Origin of the sequence: Acidilobus saccharovorans 345-15, assembly GCF_000144915.1 — an archaeon.
Taxonomy (GTDB): Archaea; Thermoproteota; Thermoprotei_A; order Sulfolobales; family Acidilobaceae; genus Acidilobus; species Acidilobus saccharovorans.
Genome location: NC_014374.1, coordinates 928247 through 948329, shown reverse-complemented (window position 1 = coordinate 948329; position 20083 = coordinate 928247). Strand labels below are relative to the sequence as shown.

Sequence of the window (20083 nt, the reverse complement as noted above, 5' to 3'; positions counted from 1 at the left end):
GAGAAACCCGAGCTGACGCTGGATTCAGCTTTCCTGCTGAGCGCTCTCGCCCTGCTCCAGGCCCTCAAGCTGGTCCTTTGCCCCTTGCTTTACCTCCTCCAGGTGCTCAAGCACGTCGTAGAGGTTTCCCAGTTGGGTTGGCATGAACTTTACCTGGCCCTTCAACGCCTTGTACTCGCTCTGGCTCAGGGTGTCATCCCTGACTATGACTGCCTTTGCTCCCAGCTCTATCAGGCCTTCAATTGCTGCCTGGCTTCCCATCTCCGGGGCAGGGTTCTCGTATTGCTCCACCACCTTCTGCTCCTCATCTATTATGCCCAGAACTTCAGCCCTACTTAGGGGCTGCAGGGCAAAGTCCTGTCCTCCATAGAATATCGCTATCCTCAAGTCCTTACATCTCAAGGTAGCTGTGGAAAGCAGAGCTTTAAATTCTTAGATGGCCACTAAGGCGTCGGACACAGATTTTGTAAGAGCAGTTAATGAGGGTACTCGACATTAAGAATGTCACAGAGGCTCTCTACTTTTTTAGCGCCAAACCTGGCGACTAGTTCATCTTCATAATGCATAGGCACATCGCCTTTCACTAGGTATATGTCCCTTATGCCGCTCCTCCAATAGGCTTCGACGTCATTAATGGTGTCGCCCACGGCAAATACTTCAGAGGGGGCTAGGCTGGCCTGTGAGAGCGCCTTAAGTACGGGCTCTGGGTCGGGCTTGCCCCTTTCAACTTCATCGCCCGTTATCAGAACGTCGGGCTTAATGCCGATGGCGCCTAGTATTAGCCTTGCCGACGCGCTGAGCGAGGAAGTGACTACGATAACCTTTCCACCGAACTTCCTAACAGCAGAAGTCAGCTCAATAGCGCAAGGCATGGGCTTTACGCTCACTTTAACGACCTGCTCAAAGAACTTAGTCTTTAGAGCTATTAGCTCCTCAGCAGTCACCCTCAAGTTGGTAGGCTTGAGAGAGCTCAGTATTATGGACGCTATTTCCGTAGCCCTCCTTCCTAAGAGCTGCCTCTCATCTATGGTCACGTTGTTAACGCCTAATGCCTGAAGGGCCCTTATCCATGACGCTAGGTGCGCGCTCGCTGTACTTGCCAGTGTGCCGTCAAGGTCGAAGACGCCTGACTTCATGCCCAAGCCCGCGACTCCCCAGAGGGCCTTAGACGCCTAGCATCTAAAATGCTCGGCCCCGCGGCTGCTGGGCAAGGGCCTCTAAGAAAGCTTTGCTGGAGGCTCAACCTTTAAAATGCCAGCCCCCAGCCTATACGAGGCTGATGTAGCGAGGTGCTAAGGAGTGGGGCATCGTAAAAAGTCAGCGCCAAGACGTGGCAGCCTAGGATTTATGCCGAGGAAGCGCTCATCGGAGTTCGTGCCAAGCGTCAGCAGTTGGCCTGAGGTTAGCGCGCAGAAGCCGACGCTGCTGGGCTTCATTGGGTACAAGGCCGGCATGACTCACGCATTCATAGTGGATAACAGGCAGGGCTCGCCAACCTTTGGCAAGGAGGTATTCAGACCCATAACTGTGCTTGAGGCCCCGCCCATCTTCGTGCTTGCAGTGAGAGGCTATGGCTACGATGAGAACAGGGGACTTTACACCGTAGGTGAGGCCTGGGCAAGGCCCCCGCTTGATCTTGAGCTCGAGAGGAGGATAAGCGCCATCGGGGCCTTTGACACGCAGTCTATGCTTAAGAAGCTTGAGGCCTCGCTAAGCGATATCAAAGAGGTTAGAGTCCTGGTGGCAACGCAGCCCAAGCTAACTGGTGGGCTCAGTAAGAAGTCGCCTGACCTGCTGGAGGTTAAAGTCGCCTCTCCAGGCAGCGACGTTAAAGCAGCCTTTGACTACGCCACCTCAATACTTGGCAAGACGCTCTCTGTGGGCGAAGTCTTTCAGCCAGGCCTCATGGTGGACGTCATCGCCGTAACCAAGGGCAAGGGGTTCCAGGGAGACGTTAAGAGGTTCGGCGTCAAGGTGCTGCCAAGGTGGCACAAGCACAGGAAGAAGGCCAGGGGCATAGGGGCCAGGAGCCACGGTAAGGGCACCTGGTGGGAGATACCAAACCCAGGACAGCTGGGCTTCCACAGGAGGACGGAGTACAACAAGAGGATACTTGACATAACAGATGATTGGGCTGCATACACTCCAGCCGGCGGCTTCCTGCACTACGGTATACCCAGGAGCACGTTGGTGGTCCTGGAGGGCACCATACCAGGCGCGGTCAAGAGGCCTATAGTTATGAGGTACCCCGTGAGGCCGCCTAGGTGGTACCTAAAGCTTGGCGTCGTCAAGCCAACTATAACGTTTGTGAGCCTACAGAGCAAGCAGGGGGTGTAATGTCATGAGTAGGGTAAGCCTTGGGTTCCTGCTCTACATGAACCCACCCATATCTGTGCCTAAGTATGACGCCGAGGGCAAGGAGGCCGGGGAGGTCCAGCTGCCGGACGTCTTCAGGGTACCCGTCAGGAGGGACCTCATACACAGGGTCTTCATGAGCGAGTTCACCGCCGCCCTGCAGCCCAAGGGAAGGGATCCCATGGCTGGCAAGAGGACGACCGCAGTAAGCCTTGGAATTCACCACGGTCTTGCCAGGGTTCCGAGGATTAGGGGCTCCACTAGGGCAAGGCTTGCCCCGTTCGTGAGAGGGGGCAGGAGGGCCTTCCCGCCCACCGTGGAGAAGAAGATAAAGGAGGACGTCAACAGGACAGAGAGGATACTTGGCACCATGAGCGCCCTGGCCGCGACCGCTATCCCAGAGCTTGTTAGGGACAGGGGGCACGTGTTCTCCGCAACCGCGACGCCAATAATATTAGACTCTTCAGTGTCGGAGGCCGTAAAGAGGACGTCGGATGCAAGGGAGTTGCTGAGCAAGATAGGGGTCTACTCGGACATAGAGAGGGCCTATGAGGGAACTAGGATAAGGGCTGGAAAGGGCAAGATGCGCGGCAGGAGGTACGTAACGCCGGTCAGCATACTCTTCATAGTGGACGATATAGACTCCCCCTTCGCCAGGTCAGTGAGAGGGTTCCCAGGAGTTGACGTAGTGGAGCCTCAGCTCGTGAGCGTGCTTGAGCTGGCCCCAGGAGGCGAGCCTGGCAGGCTCACAGTTATAACATCAAACGCGCTTAACGCGCTTGCTGAGAGATTTAAGGTAGGAGGTGAATTATCGTGAGCTCAAACTCAAGGGAGATAATACTTAGGGCTGTAATGAGCGAGAAGGCTATGAGCCTCATGGAGAAGGCCAACACGCTGGTGCTGATAGTGGCCCGCGATGCAAACAAGCCAGAGATAAAGAGGGCTGTAGAGTCGCTCTTCGGCGTTAAGGTGCAGTCGGTGAACACGCTGATAACTCCTACTGGTGAGAAAAAGGCCTACGTGAGGCTTTCAAGTGAATATAAAGCTTCCGACGTGGCCGCCAAGCTAGGCCTCATATGATCCCTTCCTTTATGTATGATACATAAGGGATAGGGGCGAGAGTTACACGCTTTAAGAACTCTGTGCTTGAGTCCTGTTGCCCTTCTCGACTACATCTATGAACTTCTTAGCTATGTCTAGGAATGACTTTGCGGCTTCCGAGTCAGGGTACTCAAGGAAGAACGGCTCCCCGTTGTCATTAGCTTCCCGTATATGCGGGTCCAGAGGTATCTGCCCTAAGAACGGTATGTTGTACTCCTTAGCTATCTCCTCGGCTGCTCCCTTGCCAAATATGTACTGTATGCTGCCGTCTGGGCACTTGAAGTAGCTCATGTTCTCCACGATGCCGAGCAGCGGCACGTTCAGCTTCTCAGCGAACGCCGCAGCCTTCTTAACAACTATCTTAGAGACCTCGCTGGGTATCGTGACGAGCAGGAAGCCTGTGAGTCCAGGTATAGTTTGGGCTATGGTGAGCTGCTCGTCGCCCGTGCCGGGCGGCAGGTCTATGAGAAGGTACTGAGCTCCCTCCCAATCGGTGTAGGCCAAAAGCTGCCTTATTGCTGTTGTCTTTATGCTCCCCCTCCAGATCACTGGGGCATCGTCGCTCGGAAGCATGAGACCCACGGAGACGAGCCTAACGCCATATACGTTAACCGCAGGAACTATGCTACCATCCTCCCTGGCCAGGAGGCCTCTGACGTTCCTCAGGCCCAACATCATTGGCATGCTGGGACCGTGGAAGTCCGCATCTAGGACACCAACAACTTTACCCATGGTTGCCAATGCCATGGCTAGATTGGCGGTTACGAATGACTTTCCAACGCCTCCCTTGCTGCTCAGTATGGCTACCTTGTAAGGGATCTCCTTCATTCGTTTAACTACAAGCCTCTGCTCCTCCTGGACCTGCTTCATGCGCTCCGCGATCTCCCTGTAGCTCTGGCCTCCTCCAGGCGCCGCTGAGGGCGACGACTTCTGGGGAAGTGACATCCTGAGACCCTTCTTCTCGCCCTCGTCAGGGCTCTCAGCCAAAGTAATCTCCCTTCTGCTTCTCTGAGGTCACGGGAATTAAACGTTAGTTAGATAAGGAAAAATAACTTGAAATAAATATAAAACTAAAATAAAGTTAAAATAGTTATCTTCACAGCTTCCCTATGCTGTCCGGTATCCTTATGTGGAGTACCTGGGAGCCCTCTCCCTTGTTGGCGCTCACTATGTCGAACTCCGTTGGTGTTGGCGGGTGCTCGTAGAGGTACTTCAAGTTAATGAAGGCGTTGTAGATATGCGGCACGTCCTTTCCAAGCCTATCGTTAAACACTGATATGTACTGAACTATTCCGTCAGGGTCTATTATGACCGTTCCTCTCCTTGTCATGCCGGTGGCCGTGTTAAGGAAGCCGTAGGCAGTGGATATCTGCTTGTTTATATCCTCGACCAGCGGGAACTTGACACCCTTAACTCTTGGGCTTGTCTCGACCCAGACCTTGTGCGAGTAGACGCTGTCGGTGCTGACCGCTAGGACCTCGGCGTTGTTAGCCTTGAACTTATCGTAGTACGCCTGGAAGGCCTCAAGGTCCGTGGCGCAGACAAAAGTGAAGTCGCCTGGATGGAACGTTAAAACGACCCACTTGCCCTTGAAGTCATGTAGGCTCAGCTTGCCAACCCTGTTCTCTGCAGGGAAGTAGGCGTTTGCCGTGAAGTCAGGCGCAGGTGAACCAACCTCTATCATGTTCTCACGCAGGTGTCAGAGGCGTTTGCTAGTTTAAAAATGTTTCTATTAAGAAAGTCTATCGAAAAACTTTAGAGTAAGGTGCTAAGATGTTATACCACATCGGAAACGTCGTAGAAACTGCTGTGGAGGTCTCAAATGACGATAGCCGAGTTTGACGATATACTGCACTTTGGAAGGGTTTAAGCCAAAAACGGCCCTTTCACTCGCTCACGTTGAAAAATGATAGCACGGCATCCCTGAGGACCTTATAGGCCTTCTCTAAATCTTCGATCTTTACGTATTCATTATAGGCGTGCGCTAAGAACGGCTCGCCAGGGCCGTAGATCGCCACAGGCACGCCGACATACCTCAAATAGCGGCCGTCGGTGGCGCCTGTCTCTATGCGGTACTTAGGCTTAACGCCAAGGACCCTTTCAATAGAATTAGAGATTACCTTAACTATGCCGCTGTTAGGATCCGTGTAGTTAGGCTCGCTGCTGTTAAGAATTCCGAGCTCAAAGCTGTCAGGCGGCAGGTTTTCCAGGAGTATGCTTCTTATGTCCTCGAGCAGGAGCTCACAGGCCGTGCGCTCGCCGCCGCCCTTGACCCCAAGCGGCAGCCTTGTATCTATTTCAACGTCACACCTGTCGGGCACTACATTGATCTTTGTGCCGCAGTGCATGACGCCTGGGTTGAAGGTTATCTTCTTAAGCACGTACTCCGCCTCGCTCCTTGATATCTTAACTTGTGACTTGCTGGCCTCCTCAACCAGGACGTCTATAGAGCTCTCAAGCATTTCCTCAAGATCCTTAGGCGGCTCTATCTTAGAATTGTAGGAGTCTATGGCCTGTGAAAGCAGCTCTATGACGTCAAGCGACTTTGTTATGGCGTTATCGCCAAGGATGGGCATGCTACCATGGGCGGACCTGCCCTTAACTGTCAGCGATATTTGACAGAGCCCCTTCTCTCCTATGGAGATCGTCTCGACGCCTGACGGCTCAGCTATTATCGCTGCGTCCCCCGTGACAACTTTTCTGGAGACGAGGGCCCCCAGTCCATTGGCGCCTCCAACCTCTTCGTCAGCGCTGGCCACTAACGTAAGGGAGCCCGCTCCCCTGTCCTCTATAAGTTTTGCCACATCAGAGAATAGTGCTACTATTACAGCCAGTCCGCCCTTCATGTCAGTGGCGCCCCTCCCGTAAACCTTGTCGTCCTTGATCTCCCCGGAGAAGGGGTCGGCCTTGGTCCACTTCCCCTTGTCGCCAGCAGGCACCACGTCCATGTGGCCGTTGAGTATCAGCGTCGGCGACCCCGAGCCAACCTTAACTATTAGGTTTGGCTTGCCTTCAGCTATCTCAACAGTATCAGGGCTGAAGCCCTGAAGCTGCAGGTAGTCTACAAGGAAGTTCACGAACTCCCTCGTGTGGCCAGGAGGGTTGGAGGTGTCAATTCTTATCATGTCAGAGGTTAGCTTCGCTAACCTCATGCTAAGGCTTTCTACGTTCATATATAGCCCCAGGCTTCAACTGCATATGAGGTTAATTAGCTTTGGCTAGGCTCGCCCTCGCGCAGCCCACCGCTTTTCTGGAGCCTTGAGTACCTCAGCGACCTGGCAACGCCCTCTACCTCCCTCAGCAGCGCTATTACTTTATCTATGTGTTGCTCATGTTCTATGAGGAAGTCTATTCCCTTCTCCGTTATCCTGTACTCCTTCTTCCTCTCGCCTATGGGGCTGCTCTCCACGAGGCCTTTTTTCTCCAGCATGCTGAGCATCACGTATACGTAGCCAGGAGGAAGCTTGCCTCCCACCTTCTGCGATATATCCTTGCCTATTTCGTAGCCACACTTCGGCCTCTCGGCGAGCTCAGCTAATATCATAAATGTGGCGAGCCCCCTCAGCAGACCCCCTTTCATGTCCAGCACCGGGCTCTTTTCAGGTAGCTGTTAGAGGAGAAAGTAAAATACAGTACACCATACAGGCCTGGTTCCTTAACATGTAGATGCTCAAAAGGCGTTTGTCAGCCCTTGGTGACGCCCAGGGGCCGAAGCCTGGCCACGAGCCTTCCAATGCCGACGTCGTGGGCCACCTGCGCGACCCTGTCAACATCCTTGTAGGCTTCAGGCATCTCCTCTATTACCGTGGCCACGTTGCTTGCCTTGAGGTATATGCCCTTGCTCTCCATCTCTTGAACTACCTCCCTGTAGGTCTTCTCCCTCTTAGCCCCAGATCTGCTCATCCACCTCCCAGCCCCGTGGGGTGCAGTGAACCAGGTCTTCACTCCAGTCTCAACGCCGGCTAGCACGTAGCTCGCGGTGCCCATGCTGCCAGGTATCAGCACGGGCTGCCCATAATCCCTGTATATGCTCGGTATCTCAGGGCTCCCCGGCGGGAACGCCCTCGTGGCGCCCTTCCTGTGCACCACTACCTTCCTCCTCTTTCCGTTTATGTCGTACTCCTCTATCTTAGCTATGTTGTGGGCCACGTCGTAGACCAGGTGCATCCCGAGCTTCTCCGGGTCGACCTTAAACACCTGCTGGAAGCTCTCCCTGACCCAGTGAGTTATTATCTGCCTGTTGGTCCAGGCATAGTTAGCCCCAGCCGCCATAGCCTTGACGTAGTCCTGGGCCTCGGGCGTATTGTATGGTATGCTGGCCAGCTCCCTGTCCGGCGGCATCGTGCCGTACTTCCTCATGGCCCTCTCCATGATCTGCAGGTAGTCGCTCGCTATCTGGTGGCCGAGCCCCCTGCTGCCGGTGTGTATCATTACTGTCACCTGTCCTTCGAGAGGCCGAAGGCCTTGGCCAGCCTCTCATCATACACCTTGTCAACCACCTGGACCTCGAGGAAGTGATTCCCACTTCCCAGGGTGCCAAGCTCGCTGGCGCCCCTTCTCCTGGCAGTGTCACTCACCTTGCTTGAGTCGGCAAGCTTCCAGCTGCCGCGCTCCTCAATTCTCTCTATGTCCTCATCCCAGCCATAGCCCTTCTCGACGGCCCACCTAACCCCCTCGTCGAGGACCCTGTTAAGCTCCTGGAAGCTGAGCTTCAGCTTGCCAGTGCTGCCCAGCCCGCTCGGCACGTTCTCATAGATGGCATTTATGAGGTCCTTTATCTTGGGCTTAACGTCGTTAACTGTGAGGTCAGTCCTTATGAGGCGGACCCCGCAGTTTATGTCATAGCCTACTCCCCCAGGGCTTATGACACCATTCTCCTCAATGTCCATAGCGGCGACGCCGCCTATGGGGAAGCCGTAGCCCTGGTGGCCGTCAGGCATTACTATGCTGTACTGCTGTATCCCCTGGAGGCAGGCCACGTTAGCTGCCTGAACCAGCGTGAGGTCCTGCTGCATCTTCTGGACGAGCAGGTCATCAGCGTATATTATCGCTGGGACCCTCATGCAGCCCTTGAAGCCCTTGTCGATGATCCATGTGTTCTTGTCAACCCTCTTCAAGGGCACCTCTGGCAACTAGTCTTCACCCAGGACCAGAGGTGACGAGGGCCCTTTTAGCCTAGCTGTTTGGAATTCAGGACATAGTAAGTTCATGCTGTATAGCCTTCGCGCTGCACCTAGTGGGGGATAGCTCGTCATAGGAGGAAAAGGGTAAATAGAGTCAACAGTCACAGGTAGGCGTGGAGGGGCCCGGCCTGAGGCAGCGTGCCGATGAGCTGAGGGCGTGGGCCCTGTGGCCCGGGTAGCTCAGCTGGCTAGAGCGCCGGGCTGTGGACCCGGAGGTCCCGGGTTCAAATCCCGGCCCGGGCCCCTTCGCCCTTAGCATAGTGCTTTTAATTTATTATCATAATAATGGTAGAGTGCAATACTGCCATGTAGGTTGATTTCACCTTATGGGCGGCGTCAGGTCGGGGGTTCGTAATCCTCATCACCTCAGGACATGCCAGGGTCCTCATGCGCCGCCCATAATGATCTAAGGCTCAAGAAATAAAAAAGACTAACTCAATCGCCGCCTTGGCCGCTAGAGCTCGAACCCAGGCCACAGCCTTGCGGCGACTTCCTCGTCGAGTTCTACACCGAGGCCCGGCTCGTCAGTCAAAACTATGGCGCTCCTACTGGCATCTATTATCCTCTTCTTGCTCTTGACTAGGTCGTTCCAGAACGGCAAGTCATGTCCATGAAACTCAAGAGCCCCAAAGGTGTTACTAACGGACGCTGCGTGGGCCGCGGCCATAGTTGCTATGGGGGAGCCTATGTTATGAGGTGAGACCTCTATATCATAGAGCGACGCCAGCTCCTCTATCCTCCGCAGCTCCGTTATACCTCCGGCTTTAGCTGGGTCAGGGGCCCACACGCTGACCCCTGTGCCGAGAAGGTCCTTGAACTGGTAGTACGTGTAGAGGTTCTCCCCAACCTCTATGGGGACGTTGCAGCGGGAGGTGATCATCCTTAGCTCGTCAAGGTTAGTTAACGTGGTGACCGCCGGCGTCGGGTCCTCGACCCACCTGGGCTTAACGCTTTCAAGAGCCCTGCACAGGGCGATGCCCGTGTTGAGGTCGTAACGCCAGTGAAGGTCAAACATGATATCTACGTCGTAACCCACGGCGTCCCTGACGGCCTCGGCCAGCGCCGCAAGGTACTGTACCTCGGCTTGGCTGAGCCTTCCGCTCCTTAGTCTGACAGGGTCTGAGTGGGGCGTCGGCACGTCCAGGTCAAACTTTATGGCCTTCCAGCCCTCCGCCTTCAGCTCTCTTGCTCTTGACGCGTAAGCCTCAGGAGTGTAGTCTGAAGTCCACGCCTCAGCGGTGAGCCTGCCGTGAACCGGGCTTGGCTCCTTTATCCTGCCCTTCTCCACATTGGCCTGCGAAATCCATGGGGGCTCAACAGGCATGAGCGCTGAGTTCATGGCCTCAAGGCCCTTGCCTCCGTGAGCATCCACGTACACTGGTATCTCTGTCCTATCGCCGCCAAGCAGGGCATAGACCGGCAGGTTGAGGTACTTGCCAATTAGGTCGTAGATGGCCATATCTATGGCTGATATTATGTGATATGCTGACGTGCCGGCGTAGAGCGTGGCCCACCTAAGTTTCTGGAGGATCCTGTTTACTTTAAATGTGTCCTCGCCAACTATTACGCTGCCGAGCGTATTAGCTATCGCCGAGGCGCCAGGCGTAGGGCCCGCCTCCCCGGTGCCGTAAAGGTCCCCGGAGTAGACCCTTACAAAGGTCCACTCAAAGTTTGCCTGCACAGTAAACGAGGTTACCTTTGTTATCCTGAGCTCTTTCAAATTAGGATGCCCCGCGGTATTAGTCTAGAAAAGGGCAGTATATACGCATAGCAGATACTAGATAGCCAAGGGCTACAGGGATTTAAGAGCCACAGCTTTCTTACTTTGGTGGGATTTAAGTGGAAAAGATATGGATAAGGCTCTTTGAGGGAGGCCTTCCCGAGCTGGAGCCTGTAGAGGAGCCTATACACTCGCTCCTTGACAATGTGTGGAGAGGCCACGAGGGCGAGTGCGCCGCCCTGCAGCTTGAGACGGGCTCCTGCTACACGTGGGGGGCCCTCAGGAGAGCCTCAGCTAAGGTCGCAGGCTTTCTGAGGTCGCTTGGCGTTAATGAAGGGGATCAGGTGCTCTTCGCGGCGAATAATAGGATAGAGGCTTTAGCGGGCCTGCTCGGGATATGGAGGTCTAGCGCCATTTCTGTGCTAGTCGACCCCTTGACTATATCTGAAGACCTTTATGAGCAGCTGAGGGGCAGGGGAATTAAGGTTGGTGTGGTCTCGCAACAATTCTATGAAAGGGAGCAGAAGACTATGGCCAGGGCAGGCGTCGAAGAGGTGCTTGTAGTTGATGGGCAGCCTAAGGAGGGCGAGGTCAAAGTGCACACCATGAGCGACGTTATAAGGAGTGACGAGATCTACGGCGATGACGTGAAGTCCAGCTCAAGATCTTTAGTGATGTATTACGCAGGCATCGCAGGACGTACAATGCAGGTCTATCACACTCACCGCGCCCTCTCAACAGCGGTCAAGGCCCTGGCCGACTCGATGAAGCTGGACTTCAGGCCAGTGTCCATCGTAGTGGCGCCTATGACCCACGTGCTGGGCCTTCAGGTCAGCACGCTGACGCCCCTTTACCTCAGGGGCTCCGTTGTCCTTATGCAGAGGTGGAGCGACGTTGCAGCGCTAGAGGCCATAAGGATTTACGGCATAAACTTCATATCGGGAGCCCCCACAATGCATGACTCCTTGGTAGAGGCTGCGAAGAGTCGCGGCGCTCCCCCTGGCGTGAGGCTCGGGCTCTCGGGCGGCGCTCCCCTAAGGCCTGAGACTCAGGAGGGTTTCCGCAGCGCCTTCGGCGCTCCGCTCGTGCAGTTCTACGGAATGACGGAGTCCTGGGTCCTCACCTATCAGCCTACCACTGTCGGGGAGGTCAAAGGTACCGTGGGCGCCCCCATAGCAGGCGTTGACATAATGATAGTGAACCCCGACAACCCGACCGAGGAGAAGGGCCCAGGAGAGACAGGGGAGCTGCTGGCCAAGGCGCCATGGCTGATGGAGGCCTACGAGGACCCTGAGGAGACGAGCAAAGCGTTCTACAACGGGTGGCTAAGGACAGGGGACCTTATGAGCATTGACGAGAGGGGGCTGCTTTACTTCAGGGGCGTGAGGAAAAGGATGATAAAGTATAAGGCTTACCCTATATTTCCAAGAGATCTTGAGGCGGTTCTCATGAGGCACCCAGACGTCCAGCAGGCATATGTCTATGGAGAGAGGGACCCAGCGGTTGGCGAGAAGCCTGTGGCCAAGGTCGTTCTCAGGCCCGGCGCAAGCGTCACGGAGAAGGACCTTCTGGACTTTGTTAACAGTCAAGTGGCGTTCTACAAGAAGTTGCATAAGATATACTTTGTAGATAAGCTATAAGGGCTCACTTACGGGTCCTTCCCCTCTTGCCTTTATCGTCCGAGGGTCTGGGGGAACTTGAACCCAACCCAAACATGTCAAGCGTCAGCTGGCCTTTACTGCCTCTCTCGGCCTGCCTTGGCTGGCCCTGGGGCCCCTTCCCCTCGGCTGCCTTTACCTCAGAGCCCTTCCTGAGAGCTTCGCGGACCGCATCGGCTGACTTCAGCACGTCCCTGCTCCTGGGGCCAGCCAGGTACTGCACTTCGGACTCTGTTAGGCCGTAGCCCACCACGAGGCCTCCGGCCATGTTCAGGTCCCCCTGCCTAAATATTATGAAGAGGTAAGGTAGGACGTCCTCCTTAAACGTAGACGTTGATATGTGGAGCCTTGAGGCTAACCTCTCTGCTATGGAGTCCCTAACGCTCCTGATGTCCTTAAGCTTAGCCATAAGCGTTATCCTCGATGGGTACTGATACCTGTTCCTCAGGGGCGACTGCTCCACCTGTCTCGCCATCGCGACGCCCGGCCCCATCAGGTCAAAGACATACGAGAGGAAGTCCCAGTTGCCGGCCTTAGCCCTGGAGAGGAAGAGGCTTGCCCTCGAGAGGGCGTCCCAGGCCCTGAATGCATCCTCCGGGTCCCCGTACTTATTTTGAATGTTGTCGTTAAGCCAGGCCATAATGGTCTCATAGTCCTCCTCAGAGTTGGTCACGGCCTTCTTGGCCATCCACCCGGCCTTGGCATAAAAGACGTCATTAAGGGTCCTCCAGAGGTCGATGCTCTTGTCCCTCCCCCTGACGAGGGCCCTGGCAAGCTCCATAGTGACCTTCCCATAGCCCTCTGCGACAGCCTCAAGGTCGTTGACGCAGGCCCTCACGTCCCCCGCGTTCTTGTCGGCTATGTACCTCAGCGCCTCGCGGTCACACTCTATGTGCTCCCTGTCGCATATGTTCTGGAGAAGCGATACTACGTTGCCAGTGGAGAGGTTCTTGAACTCTATCATGAGCGTCACTTCCCTTAGGGGCCTGAGCTGGTCCTTCCACGGGTCGTTCGCGGTAAGCACTATGGGGTTCTGCGCATTTGGTATTATCCTTAGAAGCTCGTCAAGGCCTCCGGCGTCCCCCTTGGCGCTTATGCCATCAACCTCGTCCATGAGTATTATCATTAGTCTCCCGGTCAGGGGCCTCCTGAAGGCGGCAACGCCAACAGTTCTCCTTATGTCCTCGGCCCTCCTGTAGTCGCTGGCGTTCAGCTCCAGCACCTCAAGCTTATAGTCATGCGCCGCCGCCTCAACAAGGCTAGTCTTTCCGACGCCCGGGGGGCCATAAAGCAGGGCCGCCCTCTTCTCTGGGGGCCTCCCCTTGAGCCACGCCTCGAGCCAGGTGAGGAACTGGCTCTTAGCCTCCTCCTGGTCTACTACATCGTTGACGCTCTTGGGCCTGTACTTTATTATCCATGGAATTCGCTGCTGAAGGCTCATGTCGTTGCGGCCCCCACCCGCTTGCTCATCATTGCCAGCCAAGCCAGGAACGCGCTGAGCTGTATGTCGTCATCGCTCCCCTCTACTATCCTGTAGTGAATTTCCCCGAGGTAGTCAGCTATCATAACCCTGAGCTCCTCGGGTATCTTGAGGTCGTTGCTGAAAAGCTCACGGTGTATCTGCCTAACGACGTCCTCGCCGCTGAGGCCGTACTCTATCATCACCTTCCTGAGGAGCTCCCTGGCGCCCGTGAAGTCGCCCTTAAGCGCCTCCTCGACCATCTCCCTTATGTCCTTAGGCCTCGCCATACCAACTACTTTATATACGGAGTCAACGTCGACCTTGCCTAAGGAGGCCGCCGTCTGAAGTATGTTTATTGCCTTCCTCATGTCACCCTCAGATATGTCGTAGATGGCCTCCAGCGCGTCTTCGTCGTATTTGACGTTCTCCTTTTCCGCTATATACCTGAGCCTTCCCACCACATCATCCTTGCCGAGCGGGGTGAACCTGAAGAATGCGCACCTGCTCTGTATGGGATCTATTATCTTTGACGGGAAGTTGGCGGCGAGTATGAACCTTGTGTTGGCGCTGTAGAGTTCCATGAGCCTCCTGAGGGCCTGCTGCGCGTCAGCTGTCATGTTGTCAGCCTCGTCAAGGAGCACTATCTTGAACGGTATGTCTGGCGGGGTCTTGCTCCTGGCGAACTCCTTTACCTTCTCCCTTATAGTGTCTATTCCCCTCTCGTCGCTGGCGTTCAGCTCCAGCATGTACTGAGTGTAGTTGTCGCCGTAGAGGTCATGCGCTAGCGCATGGGCCGCGGTGGTCTTCCCGGTGCCCGGCGGGCCGGCGAAGAGCAGGTGGGGCATGTTCTTCTCCGCGACGAACTTGGAGAGCCTTTCAACTATCTCCTTCTGGTTCACTATCTCCTTCAGGCTCCTAGGCCTGTACTTCTCAGTCCACAGAAGCTCCTCTATGGCTGTGCTCAAGCTATTGAGCCCCGCGTTAACTATTGTTGTGGCCTGGGCTAATAAGGTGGCTTGCAGTCAAGCCCTGAGCGGGGGCCCTCTGGCCTTATTGGTTCTCGCCGGCAGAGTTAGGTTAGGGCGACACTGTGAAGCTTGAGGAGAGGCTGCAGCTGCTGAGCCTTGATGGCATGCTGAGGCCGATAAAGGTCATGATATTGAACGACTGCACCATACCCCTGCCTGACGGCCCCCTTCAGGCGAAGAAGGGGGACGAGGTCGAGGTGCCCAGGTGGATAGCTGAGGTGCTCTCGAAGGAGGGCTACGCCAAACCTAAGGAGGAGGTAGACGTTAACTACATAAACAACTACCACTACAAGGAGAGGAGGTCCGCCAGCGGCTCTCACCTTGCCCAGCTGCCATCCGACTTCTACGTTGCGGTTGGCGAGTTCATAAGGTCCCTTGATGAGGCTATAAAGAGGTCGCCTTCGCACATGCTGATAAATGACAAGGACGTCAGCGAAAAGAACGTGATAGAGCTCTCCCAGCTGAGGCTCTCCAAGATAGTGAGGCTCGCCCAAACTGATATGGGAGACGAGGAGGTCCCCAACATGACTCCTGAGGAGGTGCTCATCTACACGCAGCTCAAGAACGCCTTCAACTCGTGGAAGAACTACATTCAGTCCCTCATGGGGGTGAGCAGCGGTTGAGCGCCGCTGAGCAGGAGCAGCTGAGCATAGGGGAGAAGTTTAAGGACTTTATCAGGAACTTCAGAAGCGTCGAGGGCCTGAAGTACATGGACAGGCTGCACAGGATGATAAACCTTGACCTGGGCAGCCTGCTCGTTGACTTTCAGGACCTTTACAGGTACAACACGGACCTTGCCAACATGCTCATAGATGAGCCGCAGAAGGTGCTGAAGGAGTTCGACGAGGCCCTCCTGGAGCTTGTGACCGGCGAGGACGCGGAGTTTGCCAAGCGTAAAGGGAAGCTCCACGTGAGGGTGCAGGGGCTTTACGAGACCACCAAGATCAGGGACATCAAGACCCAGTATATGAACAAGCTGATTCAGGTGGAGGGCATAATAACCAGGATGAGGCCCGTCAGGAGCAAGATGATCAAGGCAGTCTACCGGCACGAAAAGGAGGGCTGCAACGCTGAGTTCCAGTGGCCCTATGAGGAGGACGAGTACCTCGAGGATAAGATAGATAGGCCTCTTCAGTGCCCGGTCTGCGGGGAGGCCGGCGGCAGGTTCGTGCTCCTGCGTGACAAGTCTGTCTATGTAGACTGGCAGGAGATAACGCTCCAGGAGAGGCCCGAGGACGTCCCAGGAGGTCAGATGCCAAGGAGCGTGACGGTGGAGCTTACGGAGGACCTAGTTGACATGGCTAGGCCAGGGGACCTGGTCACCGTGGTAGGCATAGTGAGGCCCAGCCCTGCAGCGGGAAACGACAAGGCGCCTTACTTTGAGCTGAAGATAGAGGCCAACAGCCTCAGGGTCTCCGAGAAGGTGCTCGAAGAGGTAGCTATAACTAGGGACGACGAGGAGAAGATACTTGAGCTCTCCAAGGACCCCTGGATAAGGGAGAAGATCATAGCGAGCGTAGCGCCCACAATATATGGCCACTGGGACCTCAAGGAGGCCATAGCGCTCCAGCTCTTCGGAGGGGTGCCCAAGGTAGCTCCTGACGGCACCAGGATAAGGGGCGACATACATGTACTGTTTGTCGGAGACCCAGGAGTCGCCAAGAGCCAGCTCCTGCAGTCGGCGGCCAGGATAGCCCCCAGGTCCGTCTACACCAGCGGCAAGGGCTCGACGGCCGCTGGGCTGACCGCCGCAGTCCTGAAGGATCCGAAGACCAGTGAGTACTTCCTGGAGGCGGGCGCCATGGTGTTAGCCGACGGGGGCCTTGCCGTGATAGACGAGTTTGATAAGATGAGGCCTGAGGACAGGGCCTCGATACATGAGGCCATGGAGCAGCAGTCGGTGAGCATATCAAAGGCAGGCATAGTGGCCAGGCTAAACGCCAGGGCCGCCGTCCTTGCAGCTGGCAACCCCAAGTATGGGCTTTACGATCCCCAGAGGAGCTTCATAGACAACGTCAACCTGCCGCCCACCGTGCTCTCAAGGTTCGACCTGATATTTGTAGTAAAGGACGTTATGGCCATGGAGCATGACAGGAGGCTGGCGAGGTACATACTGGACGTTCACAGCGACTATTCCAAGTATGTGCCTGAGATAGACCCGCAGCTACTTAAGAAGTACATAATATACGCCAAGAGGTACTCAAGGCCTAAGCTGACCGAGGAGGCAAAGTCTATAATAGAGTCGTTCTTCGTCACGATGAGGTCCTCCGCCTCAAAGTACGGCAACGAGGGCCAGACGCCCGTGCCGGTCACTGCAAGGCAGCTTGAGGCCCTCGTGAGGCTCTCGGAGGCCCATGCCAGGATGGCGCTCAAGGACAGGGTAGACGCCGAGGATGCCGAGGAGGCCGTGAGGCTTATGCTGTCGTTCCTAGGCAGCGTGGGCCTTGACGTGGAGTCCGGCTTCATAGATTACTCAATGATAGCGACTGGCGCCAGCTTCCACACCAGGAAGCTCATGACCGTCATAGTTGACACCATAAAGAGGCTCAGGGAGGACGGCAGGCCCTGCGTTAAGCTCGACGATATAATAAAGGAGGTCACGTCGCAGACGAAGGCCGCGCCAGACAAGGTCGAGGAGACCATAAGGGCCATGAACAGGCAGGGCCAGATAGCAGAAATTAGGTCCAACTGCTACAAGGAGGTTTAACGTGAGGGACTTTGTCAGCAAAGGTCGCCGAGAGGCTGATGCAAATACTGGGCTACAAGGAGCTCTACCCACCACAGAGGGCTGCCATTGAGGCAGGCGTTGAGGACGGCCGGAGCCTCCTGGTCTCATCACCCACGGCCTCGGGGAAGACCTTCATAGCTATGGTGGCCCTGGCCTCCGCGGCCCTAAAGGGCGCGAAGTCCTTCTACACCGCGCCCCTGAGGAGCATAGCTACTGAGAAGTACAGGGAGTTCAGGGAGGCCCTCACGAAGCTGAACCTTAAGGTGGGCATAAGCATAGGGGACTTAAACGTGAACGACGAGATTATTGTAAACAGGAACGACGTTATAATAACCACCTACGAGAAGCTGGACTCCATCATAAGGAACAGCCCCTCCATTATTGATAAGATGGGCTCGCTAGTTGTTGATGAGATACACTATGTGGATGATGAAAAGAGGGGGCCGATAATCGAGACCCTCCTCTCCAAGGTCCTCTATAGGTCAAGGGGTGTCCAGGTCGTGGCGCTGAGCGCCACGGTATCAAATGTCGACGAGATAGCCAACTGGATAGGGGCTAAGCTGGTGAAGTGTAACTGGAGGCCGGTGCCCCTGAGCGAGGGAGTCTACAAGGACGGCGTCATACACTTTTCAGATGGCAGTAAGAGGAAGGTGGAGGAGGTGAGCGCCAACCCCAGCATAAACCTTGTGGTTGACGAGAGCAGGCAGGGCGGCCAGACGCTCGTCTTCGTCCAGTCAAGGAGAAGGGCCGTCCAGCTGGCCAAGATGGCCGCCAGGCTTCCAAGGAACCTCCTCAAGTTCAACCAGGGAAAGGCCAGGGAGTATGCCGCTAAGATACTGGCGACGGAGGGTCCCAGGCTCCTCAGGGAGGAGATAGCGGAGCTCATAATGTCGGGGGTCTCATATCATCATGCCGGGCTTTCAAATGAGCAGAGGACTTTAATAGAGGACGCGTTCAGGGACGGGGCCTTAGCTGCCATATTTGCCACGCCGACGCTGGCGGCCGGGGTTAACCTCCCCGCCAGGAGGGTGGTCATTGCTGAGGTGGAGAGGTATGACGAAAGTTACGGCGTTCCACGCGACATAAAGGTCTTTGAGTATAAGCAGTTCGCCGGCAGGGCGGGCAGGCCAGGCCTTGACCCCTACGGCGAGGCAATCATAGTGGCCTCAAGGCCAAGGAGCGTCAGGGAGCTCATGGAGGAGTACATAAAGGCTAAGCCGGAGAGGCTCGAGAGCAGGCTTTACGGTGTCAGGGGGGTCAGGCACTCAGCCCTTGGTGCCGTGGCCTCAGGCATAGCCAACGACTTCGGGTCGCTGCTGGAGCTGCACAGGAAGACCCTTTACTACGTGCAGAGGGGTGAGGAGAAGCTGAGCCAGATCCTCAGGATATCGCTTGACGACCTAGTAGCCTGGGGCCTCGTAGAGGAAACTAACGGGAAGCTTAAGGCTACTCACCTGGGCTACGTGGTCTCAAGGACTTACCTCGACCCAGCGAGCGTGCCCAAGCTAGTTAAGCTTGCAAAGAGGTTCAACGGCAAGTTCACAACCGAGGGCCTCATCTATATAATCTCCTCCATGCCTGACATGAACCTGCTGCCCGTCAGGAGCTCCGAGAGCGAGAAGATAATGGACATGGCGGTGGACAGGGTGCCAACCTTAATAGACATAGTTGACTGGGACGACCCGGACAGCGTGGCAGCTCTCAAGACCACTCTGGCCCTCCTCGACTGGATAGAGGAGGTTCCAGACGACAAAATTGCTGAGACCTATGATGTTGGTCCAGGCGACGTCGCCTCGATAATCGACACGGCGAAGTGGATAGCCAGCTCTCTGGCCGAGGTGGCCCCCGCGGCAGGGCTCCCTGAGGAGGTCTCAGAGAAGCTGAGGCTTCTGTCAAAGCGCATAGAGGAGGGCGTCAAGCCCGAGCTGCTGCAGCTCGTGGAGATACCCGGCGTCGGGAGGGTCAGGGCTAGGAGGCTCTATAACGCCGGCTTCAAGACCCTCGAGTCCCTGGCAACCGCAAGCCCTCAGGAGCTGTTGAGGATTCCAGGCATAGGCCCCGCGACCGTGGCCTCTATACTTGAGTTCTTCGGGAGGAAGGAGGAGGCCGCCTCAATCAAGGGAAGAGGCCACGAGGGCGTAGGCCTTGACAGGTTCGCGGCCTAGTTTAAGCGGGCTACGGGCCCGCCGGGACTTGAACCCGGGACCTCCAGCTCCGCAGGCTGGCGCCCTGATCCTGGCTGGGCTACGGGCCCTTCAGTTCCCTGTATCTAGGGCGGGTTAAAATAAGGGTTGTTGGAAAGCCCTCCTTATAATGGAGGTCGACCGCCCTTATATCACATAACCTCACGCACGCTTTTAACTCCTTGGGGCCCAGCCACTGCAGGTGAAAGTACATGGCAAATCAGGCAGAGAGGACGAACACTTTCAAGGTAATGAATGAGTACCTGAACGCCAGCGTCTACGTCAAGCTCAAGGGAGGCGAGGGCGTCAAGGGAGTGCTGAAGAGCTTTGACCAGCACCTGAACCTGGTGCTTGAGAACGCGGAGGAGCTTACAGAGAGGGGCTCGAGAAGCCTCGGCACGGTGCTAGTCAGGGGCGACAGCATAGTAGCCATAAGCCCGGTTAAGTGAAAAGGTGATTGGCAGTGGTCAAGGGAACGGCCTCGTTTGGCAAGATGGGAAGGGGGTACACGCACATAGTGTGCAGGAGGTGCGGGAGGAGGGCGTTTAACGTAGCTAAGGGCTACTGCGCCGCCTGCGGCTTCGGCAGGAGCAAGAGGATGAGGAGGTACTCGTGGCAGAACAAGAAGGTGAACAGGGTAAGGATAGTGTGAGCGATAGGGCCAG

General features: G+C 55.8%; 18 protein-coding genes, 2 tRNA genes and 1 pseudogene. 10 read left to right on the top strand and 11 right to left on the bottom strand.

What is annotated here, in order from left to right:
• Positions 1–24: 24 nt before the first annotated feature.
• A complete protein-coding gene (locus ASAC_RS04725; RefSeq protein WP_013266855.1) occupies positions 25–387 on the bottom strand; it encodes a hypothetical protein in 363 nt (120 codons plus the stop codon).
• An 89-nt stretch (positions 388–476) separates the two neighbouring features.
• A complete protein-coding gene (locus ASAC_RS04720) occupies positions 477–1136 on the bottom strand; it encodes an HAD family hydrolase (RefSeq protein ID WP_013266854.1) in 660 nt (219 codons plus the stop codon).
• A 163-nt stretch (positions 1137–1299) separates the two neighbouring features.
• Here ASAC_RS04720 and ASAC_RS04715 point away from each other — a divergent pair, with 163 nt between their 5' ends.
• From ASAC_RS04715 to ASAC_RS04705, 3 genes are read left to right on the top strand one after another with little or no spacing between them, the layout of a single operon-like run.
• On the top strand, positions 1300–2337 hold the full coding sequence (locus ASAC_RS04715; protein ID WP_048812813.1) for a 50S ribosomal protein L3: 1038 nt from the start codon (positions 1300–1302) through the stop codon (positions 2335–2337).
• Positions 2338–2341: 4 nt separating this feature from the next.
• Positions 2342–3172: a 50S ribosomal protein L4 gene (rpl4p, locus tag ASAC_RS04710; RefSeq protein ID WP_013266852.1), complete on the top strand. Its 831-nt coding sequence runs from the start codon at positions 2342–2344 to the stop codon at positions 3170–3172.
• Positions 3169–3435 (top strand): 50S ribosomal protein L23, encoded by a 267-nt coding sequence (locus ASAC_RS04705; RefSeq protein ID WP_013266851.1) that lies wholly within the window; start codon positions 3169–3171, stop codon positions 3433–3435. The genes rpl4p and ASAC_RS04705 overlap by 4 nt, the downstream gene beginning before the upstream one ends.
• A 51-nt stretch (positions 3436–3486) precedes the next feature.
• Here ASAC_RS04705 and ASAC_RS04700 read toward each other — a convergent pair whose 3' ends face one another.
• The 5 genes and pseudogenes from ASAC_RS04700 to ASAC_RS04680 form a co-directional block, all read right to left on the bottom strand.
• Complete coding sequence (locus ASAC_RS04700) at positions 3487–4401, bottom strand: Mrp/NBP35 family ATP-binding protein (RefSeq protein ID WP_048812997.1); 915 nt, start codon at positions 4399–4401, stop codon at positions 3487–3489.
• 151 nt (positions 4402–4552) lie between these two features.
• Positions 4553–5140, bottom strand: a complete 588-nt coding sequence (locus ASAC_RS04695) for a peroxiredoxin (RefSeq protein ID WP_013266849.1) — start codon at positions 5138–5140, stop codon at positions 4553–4555.
• Between the two features lie 202 nt (positions 5141–5342).
• Positions 5343–6629, bottom strand: a complete 1287-nt coding sequence (locus ASAC_RS04690; RefSeq protein WP_013266848.1) for a M20 family metallopeptidase — start codon at positions 6627–6629, stop codon at positions 5343–5345.
• 35 nt (positions 6630–6664) lie between these two features.
• Complete coding sequence (locus ASAC_RS04685) at positions 6665–7036, bottom strand: PadR family transcriptional regulator (RefSeq protein ID WP_148217154.1); 372 nt, start codon at positions 7034–7036, stop codon at positions 6665–6667.
• 104 nt (positions 7037–7140) lie between these two features.
• Positions 7141–8519, bottom strand: a pseudogene (locus tag ASAC_RS04680) (RtcB family protein).
• 289 nt (positions 8520–8808) lie between these two features.
• On the opposite strand from ASAC_RS04680, the gene ASAC_RS04675 reads away from it, so the two are divergent.
• Positions 8809–8882 (top strand) — tRNA-His (locus ASAC_RS04675).
• A 211-nt stretch (positions 8883–9093) separates the two neighbouring features.
• Here the strand turns inward: ASAC_RS04675 and ASAC_RS04670 are convergent.
• A complete protein-coding gene (locus tag ASAC_RS04670; protein WP_013266845.1) occupies positions 9094–10359 on the bottom strand; it encodes a mandelate racemase/muconate lactonizing enzyme family protein in 1266 nt (421 codons plus the stop codon).
• Positions 10360–10478: 119 nt separating this feature from the next.
• Between ASAC_RS04670 and ASAC_RS04665 the strand changes: the two genes are divergently transcribed.
• The gene (locus ASAC_RS04665; protein WP_013266844.1) at positions 10479–11999 is read left to right on the top strand and encodes a class I adenylate-forming enzyme family protein; all 1521 of its coding nucleotides are present in this window, start codon (positions 10479–10481) and stop codon (positions 11997–11999) included.
• Positions 12000–12003: 4 nt separating this feature from the next.
• Here ASAC_RS04665 and ASAC_RS04660 read toward each other — a convergent pair whose 3' ends face one another.
• On the bottom strand, positions 12004–13458 hold the full coding sequence (locus ASAC_RS04660; protein ID WP_013266843.1) for a replication factor C large subunit: 1455 nt from the start codon (positions 13456–13458) through the stop codon (positions 12004–12006).
• Positions 13455–14444 carry a replication factor C small subunit gene (locus tag ASAC_RS04655; RefSeq protein WP_013266842.1) on the bottom strand — a complete coding sequence of 330 codons (990 nt, stop codon included), beginning with the start codon at positions 14442–14444 and terminating at the stop codon, positions 13455–13457. The genes ASAC_RS04660 and ASAC_RS04655 overlap by 4 nt, the downstream gene beginning before the upstream one ends.
• A gap of 125 nt (positions 14445–14569) precedes the next feature.
• Between ASAC_RS04655 and gins23 the strand changes: the two genes are divergently transcribed.
• Genes gins23 through ASAC_RS04640 form a run of 3 tightly spaced genes read left to right on the top strand, consistent with a single transcriptional unit; the run spans position 14570 to position 19400 of the window.
• Positions 14570–15130: a DNA replication protein Gins23 gene (gene gins23, locus ASAC_RS04650; RefSeq protein WP_013266841.1), complete on the top strand. Its 561-nt coding sequence runs from the start codon at positions 14570–14572 to the stop codon at positions 15128–15130.
• Positions 15127–17214 (top strand): minichromosome maintenance protein MCM, encoded by a 2088-nt coding sequence (mcm, locus tag ASAC_RS04645; RefSeq protein WP_013266840.1) that lies wholly within the window; start codon positions 15127–15129, stop codon positions 17212–17214. Before gins23 ends, mcm begins: the two co-directional genes overlap by 4 nt.
• Positions 17215–17225: 11 nt before the next feature.
• Positions 17226–19400: a DEAD/DEAH box helicase gene (locus ASAC_RS04640; protein ID WP_013266839.1), complete on the top strand. Its 2175-nt coding sequence runs from the start codon at positions 17226–17228 to the stop codon at positions 19398–19400.
• Between the two features lie 13 nt (positions 19401–19413).
• On the opposite strand, the gene ASAC_RS04635 is transcribed toward ASAC_RS04640, so the two are convergent.
• Positions 19414–19489: transfer RNA gene (locus ASAC_RS04635), tRNA-Arg, on the bottom strand.
• A gap of 141 nt (positions 19490–19630) precedes the next feature.
• Between ASAC_RS04635 and ASAC_RS04630 the strand changes: the two genes are divergently transcribed.
• A complete protein-coding gene (locus tag ASAC_RS04630) occupies positions 19631–19867 on the top strand; it encodes an LSm family protein (RefSeq protein ID WP_013266838.1) in 237 nt (78 codons plus the stop codon).
• Between the two features lie 14 nt (positions 19868–19881).
• The gene (locus ASAC_RS04625; RefSeq protein WP_013266837.1) at positions 19882–20070 is read left to right on the top strand and encodes a 50S ribosomal protein L37e; all 189 of its coding nucleotides are present in this window, start codon (positions 19882–19884) and stop codon (positions 20068–20070) included.
• Positions 20071–20083 lie beyond the last annotated feature (13 nt).